This is a genomic window from Mesorhizobium sp. LSJC269B00 (assembly GCF_000502815.1).
GTDB lineage: Bacteria > Pseudomonadota > Alphaproteobacteria > Rhizobiales > Rhizobiaceae > Mesorhizobium.
The window spans coordinates 204,420-219,693 of sequence record NZ_AYVN01000001.1 but is presented as its reverse complement, the minus strand read 5'-3'; the positions used below and the strand labels follow the sequence as shown (position 1 = coordinate 219,693).

The following is a 15,274-nucleotide window of genomic DNA, read 5'->3' as shown; positions in this document are numbered from 1 at the left end:
CTATACAAATTAGCAAGCGTGCACATGATCGTTGCCAATCAAACAAAAAGGGGAACTAACATGATGACTCTCGACCGCCGCAATTTCCTGGCCTCCACAGCCGGCCTGGCCTTCATTGCCGCGTTTCCGCGCGCCGCGTACTCGGAGGGGCATGAAACGTTGAAGGTCGCCATTGCCGCCGAAACCGGCGATCTCGACCTGCTGCAAAACGTCTCCACGCTGAGTTCCTACACGGTCGTGTTCGACGCCCTCATACACTATGGCCAGGACGGCGCGCTCGAGCCCGGGCTCGCCACCAAGTGGGCTGTCGCCGACGACCAGCTTTCGATCGCCTTCGACCTGCGCGAAGGTGTTGCCTTCAGTGACGGCACACCCTTCGATTCGACCGCCGCCGAATGGAATCTCAAACGCTGGCTGGGCGTCGCGGATTTCTCATGGATCGGTGTGTCCGACGGATTCGACAGCATCGTCACCGATGGACCCAGCAAGTTGACGATCAAGCTGAAGCGTCCGGTGCCCGCCGCCTTGCTGGAGCTCACCATCGTGCGTCCGGTGCGCTTCCTGTCGCCGAAGGCTGTCGACGCCGGCGGCAAGCAGACCGCTCCGGTCGGCACCGGACCGTGGATCGTCGAAAGCTACGATTCCTCCGGCACCGTGCTGGTGCGCAACGACAAATACTGGGGCGAGAAGCCACTGTTTGCTCGCATGGAGCTGAAGGTGGTTCCCGACGAACTCGCCCGCGCCAACGCCCTGCGTTCCGGCGATCTCGACGTGATCGGCGGCGACTGGGTGGCGACGCTGTCGCCACGCCGCGCCCGCGCGCTTGAAAAGGACGGTATGAAAGTGGTGGCCGAGGCCGGCACCGCAACCATGCTGCTCGGTTATTCGCCGAAGGCCAAGATGATGGCCGACAAGGCCGTGCGCGAGGCCATCTATGTCTCGGTCGACCGCGCCGCGATCGCCAAGGTGTTGTTCGAAGGCTACGCAGATCCGGCGGCGGATCTCTTCCCGGCCAACGTGCCTTCGTCGGGCAAGCGGCATGACGTGCCGGTACGCGACGTCGCCGCGGCCAGGAAAATCCTTGCCGATGGCGGTTGGAGCGAAAGCGGAGGCGCCTGGAGCAAGGAGAGCGCGCCGCTGGCGATCGATTTCCTCGTATCGGAGGAATCGCTGCCGGGTTCGCGCCGCATCGCCGAGATGATCCAGGGTCAGCTGTCCGAGGTCGGCTTCCAGGTTCAGGTCTCGTCAGTCGACAACGCCACCATGCACGACCGTCGCCCGGCGTTCGAATATGATCTTGCCTTCTTCACCACCTATGGCGCGCCCTATGATCCGCACGGCACGCTCGGCAACGCGTTCGTATCCACCGCCGACAGCGGGCCGGACGGCAAGATCTATGTTTCCCCGGAGCTTGATGGCGTGGTCAAGGCCGCGCTCGAAGCGAGCGGCGACGAACGCGAAGCCAAGATGCAGGCGCTCTACGACTGGCTGCACGACAACCGGGCGATCTGCCCGCTCGTTGTCAGCCAGCGGCTGTGGGCGCACAATCCTCGCGTCGAGAACTTCGCGCTTCCCGCGACGGACTACGACCTGCCGTTCAAGGCGATCACGCTGAAGGCCTGAACGCCTCGAACCTCCTGGGGGAGTTCCGATGAGACGCACGATTCTGCGAAGGATGTTGCTTGCCTGTCTGCTTGTCGTGGCGGCATCGGCATTGACCTTTACCCTGGTTGCCGCGGCGCCGGGCAACGTCGCCGCGCTCATGGCCGAGCGTGCGGCAGGCCCGGGCGCGGATGCCGAAATGATCAAGAAGATCGGCGAGGACCTCGGGCTCTATGATCCGCTGCCGGTCCGCTACGGCCGATGGCTTTTCAGCGCCATCACAGGCGATCTCGGCGTCTCGCTGCGCACCGGCAAGCCGATCGCGCAGGAATTCGCCGCCAGAATCCCGATGACGGCGGCGCTGCTTGCGGGCGGCGGCATTCTCGCCTTTTTCCTGTCGCTGGCGCTCGGCGTTGCCGGTGCGGTCAGCAATGGTGGCGCGTTGGACTGGTTCCTCCACGCCTTCTCGCTGGTCGGCGCCTCGACGCCGAACTTCTTCGTGGCGGCGCTGCTGGTCATCGTCTTTTCGGTGATGCTGGGCTGGCTGCCCACCTTCGGCGTCAGCGGCTTCACCTCGTGGCTCTTGCCGTGGGTGACAATCGCCCTGTTTCCGGCATCGGTGCTGAGCCGCGTCGTCCGCGTCAACCTCCAGGAGGCCATGTCGCGACCCTTCGCCACGACGGGCTTCGCGAAGGGCTACACGAGGACACAGGTGCTGATGCGCGAGGCTCTGCCCAACATCGCCATCCCGTTCCTGACCACCTTCGGCGCCCAGTTCACGCTGATGATCATCGGTTCGATCGTGGTTGAAACCGTGTTTGCGCTGCGCGGCGTCGGCGCCTTCTTTATCGATGCAATCCGCTTCCGCGACTTCGTCGGCATGCAGTCGGTTCTGTTGCTGTTCGTGGTGTTCTTCGTTGTCGTCAACCTGATGGTTGACGTGATCTGCATGTTTGTCGACCCGCGCATGCGTAGGGCGAGAGGAGCTTGATCCGATGAACACGTCCTTGTTCAGGAGCATGAAGGACTGGCCCTGGCTGGTGCTGCTGCCAGTCGTCTTCTTTGTCGCGGTCGGTGTGCTCGGTCCCTCGATCATGCCTTACGATCCCGGCGCGCAAGACTACGACGTCACGCTTGCGGGACCGAGCTGGGCTCACTGGCTGGGCACCGACTATCTCGGCCGCGATATTCTGAGCCGCATCATCGGCGGCGCCCGCATATCGCTGGTGGCGATGGTGATCGTGCTGGTGGCCGCACTTGCCATCGGCGTCAGCATCGGTTCGTTCGCCGGTTATGTCGGCGGGCGCGTCGAGCTGGTGTTGATCAGCCTCATCGACATCGCGCTGGCGCTGCCAAGCCTGGTGATCGCGCTGGCGCTGATCGGCATTCTCGGCACCGGCTACTGGTCGATGATCACGGCGCTGACGCTGGCGTGGTGGGCGAACTATGCCCGCATGAGCCGCGCCGTGGTCACCGCCGAATTGCAACAGCCCTATATCGAAGCGGCAAGGGTGATGGGCGCCAGCCATCTGTGGATCTTTGTGCGCCATATCCTGCCGCATGTCCTGGCCCTCGTCGTGGTCTATGCCAGCGCCGATGCTGGCGCCCTTGTCCTGGCCATCGCGACGCTGAGCTTCCTCGGCCTGGGCGTCGCGCCGCCGGCGCCGGAATGGGGCCAGATGCTGGTCGACGGCATGAGCTACATTGAGGAATACCCGAGGCTTGTCGTCCTTCCGGGCCTTGCGCTCACTTTGGTGGTGGTCAGCTTCAATCTGCTGGGCGAGACCTTCGCGTTGCAAAAGGTGCCGAGGCCGGTGCGCGGCGGTTTGCTGCGCAAGCGTCGCAAGGCGCGCGCCGTTGAGGAAGCGGAGCGGAACGCCGTCGAAACGGGAACAGCCGCGCCATGAGCGACGAGCCGATCTACTCCATAGAAAACATGGTCATTGATCTCTACGCCACGACCGTTTCCGTGCGCGCGGTCGATGGGGTGTCGTTCAACGTCCGTCCCGGCGAGACAGTCGCCGTCGTCGGCGAGAGCGGTTCGGGCAAGACCGTCATGACGCTTGGGCCGCTCGGCCTGCTGCCCGAGGGCGTCACCGTCGACATCAAGGGATCGGCCCGAGCCGAAGCGAGCGAACTGGTCGGAATGGAGTCCAGGCGCTTGTCTGACCTTCGCGGCCGCTATTTCGGCGTCATTTTCCAGGACCCGATGAGCGCGCTGAACCCGATGCTGAAGATCGGACCGCAACTGGCGCGCCAGGCGCGCCGCTTTGCCAATCTCTCGTATGCGGATGCCCGCAAGGAAGCGGTCTCGCTGCTCGCCCGCACCGGCATCCCTGACCCGGAAGACCGCTACGATCGCTATCCGCATGAAATGTCTGGCGGCATGCTGCAGCGCGCCATGATCGCACTGGCCCTGGCAAGCCGGCCGCGCGTGCTGATCGCCGACGAGCCGACCACTGCGCTCGACGCCACGGTGCAGGCGCAGATCCTGGAGCTCATCCGCCAGATCCAGCGCGAGGAAGGCATCGCGGTCGTGCTGATCACGCACGACATCGGCGTCGTCGCCTCGGTCGCGGACCGGGTCATGGTGCTCTATGCCGGGCAGGTGGCGGAGGAGGGGATCGCGATGGATGTGCTGACGCGGCCGACGCATCCCTATACACGCGGGCTGCTTGCCTCTGTACCGGATTTCCGCGCCGACGAACGCGCCGCGACCAAGGAAATACCAGGTTTGCCGCCGAACCAGATCAGGCTGGAGCCGGGCTGCCGTTTCGCTGCCCGCTGCGAACTGGTTGAGCCCGAATGCCGCGTGCATCGGCCGCCGCTCCAGACGATCTCGACGGGCGGGACGCCGCACAAGGTGGGATGCCCGGTGGTGCTGAGGCGGGAAGGGATAGCAATCCATGGCTGACATTGCGGCGATTGAGGTTAAGGGCCTGAAGGTCCATTTCGCCAACCGCTCCGGCACAGGCGCCGTGCGGGCGGTCGACGGCATCGACCTGACCATTCCGCGTGGTGCCTTCCATGGCATCGTTGGCGAATCCGGTTGTGGCAAGACCACGCTGGCTCGCAGCGTCGTCGGCCTGCAGAAGGAGACTGAGGGTACGGTGCTGATCTCGGGGCGGGATCGCGCCCAGTGGCTGAAGTCGGACCGCAAATCGTTCAGCCGCGAGGTCCAGTTCGTCTTCCAGGATCCGCTGGGCTCGATGAGCCGTCGCCAGACCGTCTACCAGACGCTGGAAGAGCCGCTGCAGATCCATCGCCTCGGATCTCCGGCCGAGCGCCGGCGCCGTATCGGCGAGCTGCTGGATCTGGTGGCGCTGCCAGCGACCGTGCTCGACCGCCTGCCGCGTTCGCTTTCCGGCGGCCAGCGCCAGCGCGTTTCGATCGCTCGCGCGCTTGCGCTGAAGCCATCGATCCTGGTTTGCGACGAACCGCTCAGCGCGCTTGACGTTTCGATCCGGGCGCAGATCGTCAACCTGTTCACATCATTGCAGAAACAGCTTGGCCTTACCATCGTCATCGTTGCGCATGACCTGGCGATCGTGCGCGAGGTCTGCTCAAACGTGACGGTGATGTATCTTGGCCGCATCGCGGAAGCCGGCGTGACGCGGCCGCTGTTTCGCGAGCCGGCCCATCCCTACAGCCAGGCACTGCTTTCGGCGGTTCCTTCGCCGGATCCTCGTATCGAGGCCGGCCGTCGCCGAATCATCCTCGCGGGCGACCCTCCAAGCCCCAGCGCGCCGCCACCGGGATGCCGCTTCAACACCCGCTGTCCTGTGGCGATCGATGTCTGCCGGACCGAGGAGCCGATGTTGCGCTCGGTGCCGCATGGCGGGGTCGCGGCCTGCCACCTTGCCGACGGCGAGCGGCGGCCGGTGATTTGAGTGCCGACTTGATCTGCCCTCGTTGCCCGCTACTTCAGGCCGCCGCCGGCTTCGTGACGGGTGGCCAGCTATGGGTCTCCGCCTTGCGTCGTGAGGCCCAGGCATAAAGCGCATCGTAAATGACGAAGCCGTGCTTCAGGATCTCGTGGTCGTCGGGCGTCACGTCCCGCAGCCCCATGGAGATCGCGAGCAGTCCTGCAGACTGTGGCGTGAGATCGTGCCGATCCGTGTCGGCGCCGCGCACGATCGCGGCAATGGTCACGATCGCCGGGTCGCGATCGAGGCCGAATTTCGAGACGAAGGTGTCGAAGCTGCAACCGTCGCCGACATGGGTGAATTCGACGCCGGGCACGTCGTAGGGTGTCGCGCCCGCTTCCTGGGCAACACGGATCACCTGATCAGGTGCCGCGAACAGGAAATCAGGTTCCTTGTCGATGAAGCGTGCAATCAGCCAGGGGCAGGCGATGCGGTCGATGACCGGGCGTTCACGGGTAACCCATTTCATGACGCAATCCTTTCTTCGCTCATCACCAGAGGGACGGTTGGCGCGCCGATGGCGTGCCAGGCGGCGATGCCGCCTGAGAGCGCCGTTGCATCGACGCCGCGGCGACGCAGTTCGGCGACTGCGTCGCCGCTGACCTGGAAGCCGTACACGCAATAGACGATGACAGGCCTGTCCCTCGGCAGTTCATCGGCCCAATCGGCAATGGTCTCGGGAGCGCGGAGCTTGGCGCCCGGCAGCATATCGCTGCGTTTTGCCAGATCGTCGGCCAGGCAGACGTCGAGCACGACCAGATCTTCGCCCTGGTCGAGTCGGGCCCGCAGTTCCTCTGGCGCAACAGTTGGAACCTTATTGTCCGATGCAGGTCCTGTTGAAGGATCGCGCTGCGCGACAGCCCGCCGGTGGCGGGCGGCAACCCGCTCCCAATGGATGTTCTTCATGAACGCGTCGACATAGGCGCCAGCCTTGGCGCCAAAATCGAGGTGGTAGGCATGTTCGTACATGTCGAGCGCGAGGATCGGCATGCCGCCGGCGAGACAATTGGTGTGATCCGCCGCCCATTGAATCGTCAGCCGATCGCGGCGCTCCGACCAGGTCAGCAGCGTCCATCCCGAGCCTCCGGCCTGCGCCTTAGCACAAGCCATGAACTTGGCGCGCCATGCCGCCACGCTGCCGAAGTCGCGCTCCAGTGCTGCGGCAAGATCGCCTCCGGCATCGCCGGAACCACCGAGCCCATCGAAATAGATCTCGTGCAGGATCGCCGAATTTGCCGCGACCAGCTCTTCGCGCTTCAACCCGTTGATGTCGAAGACGGGTGCTGCGCCCCAGTCGAGTTCATCGAGCCGCTGTTCGATAGCGTTGAGGCGGCGAACCGCACCGCCGTAATTGTTTTCATAATGGCTGGCCAGCAGGCGTTCGGACAGTCCGACGAGCCTGGGCGGCTTGAACGGCAGCGGCATGATCTGGTGCGGCATTGGATTTCCTCGCTCGGCGGCACGGCCCATCCGTGAGCAGGCGCACGTTATGCCCAAACGAGAAATGATACAAGTGTTGCATCTTGCTCAGGCGTTTGATACGGGTCACTTATGGGCGAGAGGGAATCGATCCCAGCTGCGCCGGGTATTCCACCAAGGACGAGGAGCGAACCATCTGCGGCTGAACCGCAGTCCTCAGGGGCGGCACGCCTTGGGTGGTTGCCACCACCGATGTCGCTTCCGAAAGGCCCGCCGTCACCTCGACGCGACCGTTCTCGGTGACACCAGCCTTGATGGCGAGGCGTGTGATGCGATTGTCCGTGACTGTGTACACGAAGGTGCCGTCGCCATTACTTCCGGGGCCTCCATTCCTGCCGGACGACGTTCGAGGGGCGCCACATGAGCTTTCTTTCTTCGCCCGGAAGTGCGCTGGGGCGCTTCGACAACCGACGATGAGCTTCGCCCGCATTGAAGTATGGTGTCTCTGCGGATCTTGGCCATTTAGTATGGTTTGCGCATGAGCCATGATACAAGTGTTGCATCTAATTCAGTCCATGATACGGTTCACTTATGAGTGAGGGGCAATCGCAGGAGCAGCGCTGGCTGCTCCTGATTTATCAGCTGCCAAGCAAGCCCGCCTATTTCCGGGTGAAGATCTGGCGACGGTTGCAAGGCATCGGCGCGGTCGCAGTCAAAAGCACCGTTTACGCCCTGCCGGCCAATGCCGAGATGCAGGAGGATTTCGAATGGCTTCTGAAGGAGATCGTCGCCGGCGGCGGCGAGGCCATGATTTGCGAGGCGCGCCTTGTCGACGGTCTGTCGGACGCGCAGGTGCGGGCGATGTTCGACGCGGCCCGTGATGCCGACTATGCGGAGATCGCTGGGGAAGCGCGCGAGCTGGCTGCAGCGATTGGGGCCGACGCGACATCGGAAAAACACGCAGAAGCGCGTCCGCAACTTGGTCGCTTGCGCAAGCGGCTCACTGAAGTGGTGATGATCGACTTTTTTGGTGCCAGCGGTCGCCTCACGATCGAGGGACTGATCGCCGAACTTGAAACACAGCTTACAGAGGACAAGGCCATGACCAAGGAACCGAAGAAGGCCGCCGAGCCGAGCGAGCTCAAGGGCCGAATCTGGGTCACGCGCCGGGACGTGCATGTCGACCGCATCGCCTGCAGTTGGCTGATCCGCCGGTTCATCGATGCTGACGCGATCATCCGCTTCGTAGCGGGCAAGGGATACGTGCCAAAGGAGGGGGAATTGCGCTTCGACATGTTCGAAGGCGAAATCACCCATGAGGGCGATCGCTGCAGCTTCGAAGTTCTGCTTACCCGCGCCGGCATCAATGATCCGGCACTCCAGGCCATCGCCGAGATCGTCCATGACATCGACCTCAAGGACAACAAGTTCGGTCGCGAGGAGGCGACTGGGATTGCCAGTCTGATTGCAGGCATCGCCATGGCGAACGAGAGCGACGAACAGCGGATCGCGCAGGGCGCTCCTGTCTTCGACAACCTCTATCAGTATTTCCGCAAGAAACGCGGATGACCGCAGGGACTCAAACTATGGCCAATCTGGAGCAGTCCGTCACGACGCCGCCATCTCTGGCCGAAACCCACGACCATGACATTTCGTTTGCGGACGCCATGCGAGTATGGGCCCGCGTTGCAATGCTCAGCTTCGGCGGCCCGGCCGGCCAGATCGCCATGATGCATCGGATCGTCGTTGAGGAAAAGCGCTGGATCGGCGAGACGAGATTCCTGCATGCGCTCAACTACTGCACGCTGCTGCCAGGTCCGGAGGCGCAGCAATTGGCCATCTATATTGGCTGGCTCATGCACAAGACCAAAGGCGGCCTCGTCGCGGGAATCCTGTTCGTGCTGCCAGGCGCGGTCGCCATCATGGTCCTGAGCTGGATCTACGCCATCTTCGGCAACGTTGGCGCTATCCAGGCGCTCTTCTTCGGCCTGAAGGCGGCGGTTCTGGCCATCGTGCTCGAAGCGGTCCTGCGGATCGGCAGGAGGGCGCTCAGGAACAATGTGATGGTCGGCCTCGCTGCGGCAGCCTTCATCGCCCTGTTCTTCTTCCATGCACCGTTCCCGCTGGTCATCCTGGTTGCGGCCGTGATCGGCTACGTCGGGGGCAAGATGGGTTGGGCCGCATTCCAGCCAGGCAATGGACATGGCAAGCTTGGTGGCAAGCAGGTCGATGATGTCGACTCGGCGCTTGGCGAAGGGATGCCGGCGCATGCCCGGCCATCCATCGAATGGTCGCTGAAGATTGCGGCGGTGTTTCTGCTGCTATGGTTCGTTCCGGTCCTTTTCTTGTTGCTGTTTCTTGGGCAAGGCAATGTCTTCACCGACATCGCCATCTTCTTTTCCAAGATGGCGGTGGTGACGTTCGGCGGGGCCTATGCGGTGCTTGCCTATGTCGCCCAGCAAGGAGTCGAGCACTATGGCTGGCTGAAGCCTGGAGAAATGCTGGATGGCCTCGGCATGGCCGAAACGACGCCGGGTCCGCTGATCATGGTCACTCAATTCGTTGGTTTCATGGGAGCATTCCGGGAGCCGGGGGTTCTTAACGCGTTGGTCGCTGGAACGCTCGGCGGCCTTCTGACGACGTGGGTGACCTTCGTCCCGTGCTTCCTGTGGATATTTCTCGGCGCGCCGTACATAGAGACGATGCGCAGCAACAAGGCCCTGTCAGCCGCACTGTCGACCATCACGGCAGCGGTGGTTGGAGTGATCCTGAACCTCGCGGTGTGGTTCGCGCTTCATGTCCTGTTTCGCGATTTGCATGAGATCGGCTTGCTGGGCATGAGGCTCGACGTGCCAGTCCTCGGTTCCCTCAACATTCCGTCTCTCGTACTGACCCTCGGTGCGATGCTGGCGGTATTCCGCTTCAAGGTCGGCGTGATCGCGGTGCTAGCGGCATGTTCGATCCTGGGCGTGCTTTTCGGCGTCGCGGCGGGCTCGGTCTAGGGCGATCTTTCTGCTCGGATGCGAGCATCGCAGTCTATTTCGTATCGGGGCTGCCTGATGGGCGAGCAAGTAGGAGGCGAGGTATAATGGGCACGAGGCGAGTGGCTGTGGTCTGGCGCGGTGACCGGGAGGCGCGTCGCACGGCGACACCGCAGAACAACCGGTTTCATCGCGTGTTCGAGGAACTCGCTGCGATCGGTGTTCACGCCGAACCCGCCGTTTATGACGAAGAGTTTGCCGAGGAGGTTCGGACCCAGCTCCTGGCGACGGACGGCGTGCTGGTCTGGGTCGATCCCTTGCACGAGGGAAAAACCCGTGCGGTGCTCGACCCGCTGCTGCGCGACGTGGCGGCACGCGGCCCCTGGGTGAGTGCACATCCAGACGTGATCCTGAAAATGGGCGTGAAGGAAGTTCTGCACCGTACGAAGCATCTCGGATGGGGAACCGATACTTACCTCTACGGCTCCGCCGAGGCTTTTCGCGAGGCGTTTCCGGAGCGGCTTCGGACGGCCGGTCCACGGGTGCTGAAGCAGAACCGCGGCAATGGCGGCCAGGGAGTATGGAAGGTCGAGCTGATCGGTTCGCTTCCTGGCGGAGAGCCGGCGGTTCGGGTGCTGCACGCGCGACGCGGCAGTATGCCGGAAGAACTCGCACTGCCGGATTTCATGGCGCGCTGCCAGGTGTATTTGACACCCGATGGCTGCATCGTGGATCAGCCATTCCAACCGCGTTTACCCGACGGGATGATCCGCTGTTACATGGGCGCCGACAAGGTGGTCGGCTTTGGCCACCAGTTCATCAAGGCCCTAATCCCACCACCTCCTGAAGGGCCAGATTCCGAGGCTGCGCAACCAGGGCCGCGGATAATGCATCCCGCCACGGCCGAACCGTTTCAGTCGCTGCGGACCAATATGGAAACCGGGTGGACGCCGCAAATGATGGCTGTGCTAGGCGTCGATGCCAGGTCGCTGCCGATCATTTGGGATGCCGATTTTCTCTACGGACCACGGACTGTGTCAGGTGAAGACACGTATGCGCTTTGTGAGATCAACGTCAGCTCGGTCTTTGCCATCCCCGATCAAGCGCCGGCCGAAATAGCTCGACTCGTTGCCATGCGATTTTGAATCGACGAAGATTGGCGGTCCGAGTGGGGCTCTGGCCGAACGCGGTTCGGCGGTCAGTCCGATGGTCGCCGGACCCCTGCTTGCCGTTTCCGGTTTCGGCTGACCAATTCTCGTCGCCGGTGGCTTGAACACCATCTACGAAATCCTTTGCTCATGACGTTTCGCAAGATTCGGCCGCCCGAGGAACGTTAGCCTCAACCGGCGCGAGATCTGGATTTGGAAGGTCTTGCTAGGGTGACCGCCCCGGAAGAGCTGAACCCGCCATCCGCTGGAACAGGTCGTCGACCTGGGCCGGCGATAGGCTGGAGTCCTCGGCGATCCACCAGGCAAGCACCGAGAGAAAGGCTCCCGATATGAACTGGACGACGAATTCCAGCGGCACGCCCGCGTCGCCGATCCGCTTGCCAGACAGTTCGGTTCGCACTGCGCGCCGTATGCGTTCACGCAATTGATCGTGGATCGTGTCGCCGCTGCTCGCAAGTAGCGCTTTGTGAAGCGACCGGAACGCCCGCGCGTGCTCGAACATCGGCAGGCTGAATTCGAACAGGCGATTGCCTGTCTTTTCGTCTGCCGACACGCGCCTGCTCAGCGACAGCAGATGCGCCTCAAGGGCCGCGCTGCGCAATTCGTCCTTGCCGGCATAGTGCGTATAGAAGGTCGACCTGCCGACATCAGCTTTCTGGCAGATGTCTTCCACGGTGAGAGCCGCATAGCCGCACTCTGGGATCAGAGCAATCAGCGCGTCCTGCAGCATGGCGCGCGTGCGCGCGACACGACGGTCGATCGTACCCCTGTCGTCGGGCCGCTCGATTTTAATGGTCATTGCTCTTTCCACCGTGCGGTTTGGGACGTTCAGCGGTCCGTTGTCCAGCAACAGCGCTAATGGACAATCTGTCCAGTATGATACGCCGAGTCCAGAAGCTCAAGAATGCCTTGAGCACTCCGGAAACGGACGAGGAGGCAAAAGGAAATGCACCAATTTGGTCATCGGGCTGGAAACGGACAGCATTCGCGAAAGGGTGTTATTATGCTTGCTGTGCTCGTCAAACTGTCGCTGGTCGCCGGTTTTCTGCTAATGCTTCATTTCGGGGACGGCTATCTCAATGCCGGTGCTTGGACGGCTGCAGTCCACGGCCTCATCCTCGCTGCGGTCGCGGCATTCGCACTCTGGGGCGGCTTCCATCACATGCGGACTGCCGGCGCGCATGGCGCCGGCGAAAGGGGCATCGGCATCGTCCTGCATAGGGCGGTCGGCTATGACCTGCTTGCGCGCGTCCTGACTTGGGGCCGCGAGGACCGGTTCCGTGAATTCATGCTGCGTCTGGCAAGGCTCCAGCCCGGCGAGGCGATGCTCGATGTCGCCTGCGGTACGGGCACGCTTGCCATAGCCGCGAGACGGTTGGTCGGAGCGGTCGGACGCGTCACGGGCGTCGACGCATCGGTCGAAATGGTCGAGAGGGCGCGCGTCAAGGCTACGCGAGCCGGCGTTGATCTTACCTTCGTCCAGGCGACGGCCCAGGAACTTCCCTTCGAGGATGGCCAATTCGACATCGTGATCGGTACGCTCATGCTGCATCACCTGCCGAAACCCGACCGATCGACCTTCTTCCGTGAAGCGGAGCGGGTTCTGAAGCCGGGAGGCCGACTGCTGCTGATCGACTTCGGAAGGCCGCTGCACGAATCCAGATTGCCGAGGCTCCATCGGCACGGGCATATCGACATGAATGCGGTCGGAACTCTACTGGTCGAGACAGGCTTCAGGGTCGACGATACCGGCGCCGTCGGGACCATGAACCTCGATTATGTGCGCGCGACCACGGACAAGATCCTGCCTGCCTGAGCGCCGCATGCCGCGGCGACCGGACCGGGCGCGCCGCCGCCAGGAAGACGCGCGGGCCGGTAGTCGCGGGCCGCGCTGCATTGCGTGCGTAGCCGCCGCGGCGCTATCTTGCCGATTGGCTATCCCGGCCTGCTTCGATACGCGAGTCTACCGAATGCCCAAGACCTACTTGTCCTTGACGCTTGCGGCCGCATGGTTGGCATCACCGCTTGCGCATGCCGATGGCGTCGACCGGGCGCTGGATGCCTTCCACGCGACATGCCTGGCGCACGGCCCCGACTTCGAGCGAACCGCGACATTGGCAAAGACGCGCGGATGGACGCCGCTCGTCGACGGCGCGGCACTTGCTCCTGTGGATGCCATGAAGGCGTTCCGCGGATGGCAGGTCACCGGCGACGACCTTCCGGCCGGAACGATGGTCGCGGTGACCAGGGCGACCATGGACGGCAGGTCCGTCCAGACCTGCTCGCTCAAGCTTTTCGATGTCGACCGCGCCGAGTTTGAAAAACGGTTCTTCCACCGCACCGACGCCGAAAAAATCGGCGAGGAGAGGAAGGGCAGGCAGGTTTCCCGGCTGTTCATACTGATCGCGGGCAATCGCAAGCAGCTCGTGCATTTGACGTCGCCAGCCGTTCGGGGCACAGCGAACGCCATCATAGCAAGTTCGATAGTCGATGATTGAAAAGGCTTCGCGGGCCGCGTCCCAATTTAGCCTGCTTGCGCTGCCAGATCACTCGGTTGGCGCGCAATGACGAGAAAGCGAGCGCAAATGCGACTGACCAGCACGATTTTTGGCATGGCGCTCCTGCTCGCCTCCACCGTCGCGGTCGGCGCTCATCCTCATGTCTTCGCGGAAGCCCGTTTGGACCTAACGGTTGGCGCTGACAAGTCGGTCAAGTCGCTCAAGCATCTCTGGCGGTTCGACGAGCTCTTCTCCTCGACGGTGCTGATGGAGTTCGACAAGAATTCCGACTTTACTCTCGACGCCGAAGAACTCGACGCCGCCGCCCTCACCATCCATGCCTCACTGGAAGAATACAATTATTTCCAAATGGTCACTGTGGAAGGCAAGGACGTGGCGATGACGCCGCCGGCGAGGCTGGTCACTAGCTACGAGAACAATCAACTCATCATCCAATTCGAGACGCAGCCGAAAGACACGTTGGCGCTCGCCGGCAAGGTGAGCATCGGCGTCTACGATCCGACCTTCTACACCGCGATCGATTTCACCGATGACGATAAGATCGCCGTGGCTGGCCTACCGAAAGATTGCACGAGGGCCGTCGTCCGCCCCGATCCGAATACCGCAATCGCACAGAATCAGACGAAATTGACGGATGCCTTCTTCAGCGATCCGACCGGAACCGATCTCGGCAAGATATTCGCGACACGCCTTGAATTGACGTGCAGTTGAAGCGGCGGAACGGATAGAACGTGTTTTTCCAAACCCTGGTCGAGTTTCAACGCACGATATACTTGGCGCTCGCCGAACAGATCAAATTGCTGTCAGCCGGGGGCGACTGGCTGGCGTTCACTGCCTTCCTGCCGATGGGTGTCCTGTTCGGAGCTGCGCATGCTTTGACACCCGGACACAGCAAAGCCGTGCTGGCTACCTATTTGGCCGGATCGGATGCCAGCATCCGTCGCGGCCTACTGGTGTCGCTGACACTCTCCTTCACCCATGTCACGATTGCCGTTGTGATTGCAGCCCTCTCGTTGCCATTGGTCTCGATTGCGCTGGGCAGCGTCGGCCGGGCGCCGCTTTTGGAGGATGTCAGTCGTGGCCTGCTCGGGTTAATTGGTCTGTGGATGCTTTGGCGGGCGCTCAGCCACGGTCATCACCATCAGCATGAAGGCGAGGTTGTGGGCGTCATGGCCGGCCTGATCCCATGTCCATTGACGCTCTTCGCGATGACCTTCGCGATCTCAAGAGGTGTTCCGGTCGCGGGCATACTCTTTGCAATCACCATGATGGCCGGCGTGGCACTGACGTTGTCTTGCGTGGCAGTTCTGTCGATCCTGTTTCGGGAACGGCTGGTGCATTTCTTCGACCGTCGGCCGCGCCTGTTCGATGTGATATCGCGAACTATCGAAGGTACCGCCGGCCTTATTCTTACTGGCGTGGCTGTCTGGCAAATCTCGTCGAAATGAGAAAGTTTGACCGACCGCCAAGGCCACAGCGATTCTCATAGGGATCACATTGCAATTAACGACGTCGTGCCATTAAGTGCCGGCACGCGCGGTTCGGGTTTGGGTTTAGAACATTGAGCGACCGTCAGAAGATCATTTGGATGATAGCGCTGGCGATCCTCGCCGGCATCGGGGTGATATTGCTAAATCACTGGATCAAAGGCGATCTCT

General features: G+C 62.5%; 16 protein-coding genes. 12 read left to right on the top strand and 4 right to left on the bottom strand.

Features of this window, described 5'->3' with window-relative positions; genetic code table 11:
- Positions 1-60: 60 nt before the first annotated feature.
- The 5 genes from X771_RS163620 to X771_RS163640 are packed head-to-tail and all read left to right on the top strand — an operon-like array spanning position 61 to position 5,492.
- Positions 61-1,623, top strand: coding sequence for an ABC transporter substrate-binding protein (locus X771_RS163620; protein WP_023686260.1), 1,563 nt, complete (start codon positions 61-63; stop codon positions 1,621-1,623).
- 28 nt (positions 1,624-1,651) lie between these two features.
- A complete protein-coding gene (locus X771_RS163625) occupies positions 1,652-2,593 on the top strand; it encodes an ABC transporter permease (RefSeq protein WP_023686259.1) in 942 nt (313 codons plus the stop codon).
- Positions 2,594-2,597: 4 nt separating this feature from the next.
- Positions 2,598-3,509 carry an ABC transporter permease gene (locus X771_RS163630; RefSeq protein WP_023669882.1) on the top strand — a complete coding sequence of 304 codons (912 nt, stop codon included), beginning with the start codon at positions 2,598-2,600 and terminating at the stop codon, positions 3,507-3,509.
- A complete protein-coding gene (locus tag X771_RS163635; RefSeq protein ID WP_023686258.1) occupies positions 3,506-4,516 on the top strand; it encodes an ABC transporter ATP-binding protein in 1,011 nt (336 codons plus the stop codon). The genes X771_RS163630 and X771_RS163635 overlap by 4 nt, the downstream gene beginning before the upstream one ends.
- A complete protein-coding gene (locus X771_RS163640; RefSeq protein WP_023686257.1) occupies positions 4,509-5,492 on the top strand; it encodes an ABC transporter ATP-binding protein in 984 nt (327 codons plus the stop codon). The genes X771_RS163635 and X771_RS163640 overlap by 8 nt, the downstream gene beginning before the upstream one ends.
- A gap of 34 nt (positions 5,493-5,526) precedes the next feature.
- On the opposite strand, the gene X771_RS163645 is transcribed toward X771_RS163640, so the two are convergent.
- The 3 genes from X771_RS163645 to X771_RS1000000167870 form a co-directional block, all read right to left on the bottom strand.
- The gene (locus tag X771_RS163645) at positions 5,527-5,997 is read right to left on the bottom strand and encodes a chromate resistance protein ChrB domain-containing protein (RefSeq protein ID WP_023669885.1); all 471 of its coding nucleotides are present in this window, start codon (positions 5,995-5,997) and stop codon (positions 5,527-5,529) included.
- Positions 5,994-6,968 carry a Fe-Mn family superoxide dismutase gene (locus X771_RS1000000169845; RefSeq protein WP_023669886.1) on the bottom strand — a complete coding sequence of 325 codons (975 nt, stop codon included), beginning with the start codon at positions 6,966-6,968 and terminating at the stop codon, positions 5,994-5,996. The genes X771_RS163645 and X771_RS1000000169845 overlap by 4 nt, the downstream gene beginning before the upstream one ends.
- A gap of 109 nt (positions 6,969-7,077) precedes the next feature.
- Positions 7,078-7,302 (bottom strand): hypothetical protein, encoded by a 225-nt coding sequence (locus X771_RS1000000167870; protein ID WP_023814962.1) that lies wholly within the window; start codon positions 7,300-7,302, stop codon positions 7,078-7,080.
- Positions 7,303-7,538: 236 nt separating this feature from the next.
- Here X771_RS1000000167870 and X771_RS163655 point away from each other — a divergent pair, with 236 nt between their 5' ends.
- From X771_RS163655 to X771_RS163665, 3 genes are all read left to right on the top strand, one after another.
- Complete coding sequence (locus tag X771_RS163655) at positions 7,539-8,516, top strand: chromate resistance protein ChrB domain-containing protein (protein ID WP_023669887.1); 978 nt, start codon at positions 7,539-7,541, stop codon at positions 8,514-8,516.
- Between the two features lie 17 nt (positions 8,517-8,533).
- A complete protein-coding gene (chrA, locus tag X771_RS163660; protein ID WP_031202369.1) occupies positions 8,534-9,949 on the top strand; it encodes a chromate efflux transporter in 1,416 nt (471 codons plus the stop codon).
- 86 nt (positions 9,950-10,035) lie between these two features.
- On the top strand, positions 10,036-11,073 hold the full coding sequence (locus X771_RS163665) for a Cj0069 family protein (RefSeq protein WP_031202368.1): 1,038 nt from the start codon (positions 10,036-10,038) through the stop codon (positions 11,071-11,073).
- Between the two features lie 229 nt (positions 11,074-11,302).
- Here the strand turns inward: X771_RS163665 and X771_RS1000000165765 are convergent, their stop codons facing one another.
- Positions 11,303-11,947: a TetR/AcrR family transcriptional regulator gene (locus tag X771_RS1000000165765; protein ID WP_023669890.1), complete on the bottom strand. Its 645-nt coding sequence runs from the start codon at positions 11,945-11,947 to the stop codon at positions 11,303-11,305.
- A gap of 153 nt (positions 11,948-12,100) precedes the next feature.
- Here X771_RS1000000165765 and X771_RS1000000165760 point away from each other — a divergent pair, with 153 nt between their 5' ends.
- From X771_RS1000000165760 to X771_RS163680, 4 genes are all read left to right on the top strand, one after another.
- Positions 12,101-12,913: a methyltransferase domain-containing protein gene (locus X771_RS1000000165760; RefSeq protein WP_050587014.1), complete on the top strand. Its 813-nt coding sequence runs from the start codon at positions 12,101-12,103 to the stop codon at positions 12,911-12,913.
- A 154-nt stretch (positions 12,914-13,067) separates the two neighbouring features.
- Positions 13,068-13,595, top strand: coding sequence for a hypothetical protein (locus X771_RS163670; protein ID WP_023685957.1), 528 nt, complete (start codon positions 13,068-13,070; stop codon positions 13,593-13,595).
- 114 nt (positions 13,596-13,709) lie between these two features.
- A complete protein-coding gene (locus X771_RS163675; protein WP_245261798.1) occupies positions 13,710-14,327 on the top strand; it encodes a DUF1007 family protein in 618 nt (205 codons plus the stop codon).
- A gap of 20 nt (positions 14,328-14,347) precedes the next feature.
- On the top strand, positions 14,348-15,064 hold the full coding sequence (locus X771_RS163680) for a sulfite exporter TauE/SafE family protein (RefSeq protein ID WP_023669894.1): 717 nt from the start codon (positions 14,348-14,350) through the stop codon (positions 15,062-15,064).
- The last annotated feature ends 210 nt before the right edge of the window (positions 15,065-15,274 follow it).

Coding starts and splice junctions, on each gene's coding strand:
- X771_RS163665 (WP_031202368.1), top strand. CDS start 10,036: ATGGGCACGAGGCGAGTGGCTGTGGTCTGGCGCGGTGACCGGGAGGCG.
- X771_RS163620 (WP_023686260.1), top strand. CDS start 61: ATGATGACTCTCGACCGCCGCAATTTCCTGGCCTCCACAGCCGGCCTG.
- X771_RS163625 (WP_023686259.1), top strand. CDS start 1,652: ATGAGACGCACGATTCTGCGAAGGATGTTGCTTGCCTGTCTGCTTGTC.
- X771_RS1000000165760 (WP_050587014.1), top strand. CDS start 12,101: ATGCTTGCTGTGCTCGTCAAACTGTCGCTGGTCGCCGGTTTTCTGCTA.
- X771_RS163670 (WP_023685957.1), top strand. CDS start 13,068: ATGCCCAAGACCTACTTGTCCTTGACGCTTGCGGCCGCATGGTTGGCA.
- X771_RS163630 (WP_023669882.1), top strand. CDS start 2,598: ATGAACACGTCCTTGTTCAGGAGCATGAAGGACTGGCCCTGGCTGGTG.
- X771_RS163640 (WP_023686257.1), top strand. CDS start 4,509: ATGGCTGACATTGCGGCGATTGAGGTTAAGGGCCTGAAGGTCCATTTC.
- X771_RS163645 (WP_023669885.1), bottom strand. CDS start 5,997: ATGAAATGGGTTACCCGTGAACGCCCGGTCATCGACCGCATCGCCTGC.
- X771_RS1000000169845 (WP_023669886.1), bottom strand. CDS start 6,968: ATGCCGCACCAGATCATGCCGCTGCCGTTCAAGCCGCCCAGGCTCGTC.
- chrA (WP_031202369.1), top strand. CDS start 8,534: ATGGCCAATCTGGAGCAGTCCGTCACGACGCCGCCATCTCTGGCCGAA.
- X771_RS163635 (WP_023686258.1), top strand. CDS start 3,506: ATGAGCGACGAGCCGATCTACTCCATAGAAAACATGGTCATTGATCTC.
- X771_RS163675 (WP_245261798.1), top strand. CDS start 13,710: ATGGCGCTCCTGCTCGCCTCCACCGTCGCGGTCGGCGCTCATCCTCAT.
- X771_RS163655 (WP_023669887.1), top strand. CDS start 7,539: ATGAGTGAGGGGCAATCGCAGGAGCAGCGCTGGCTGCTCCTGATTTAT.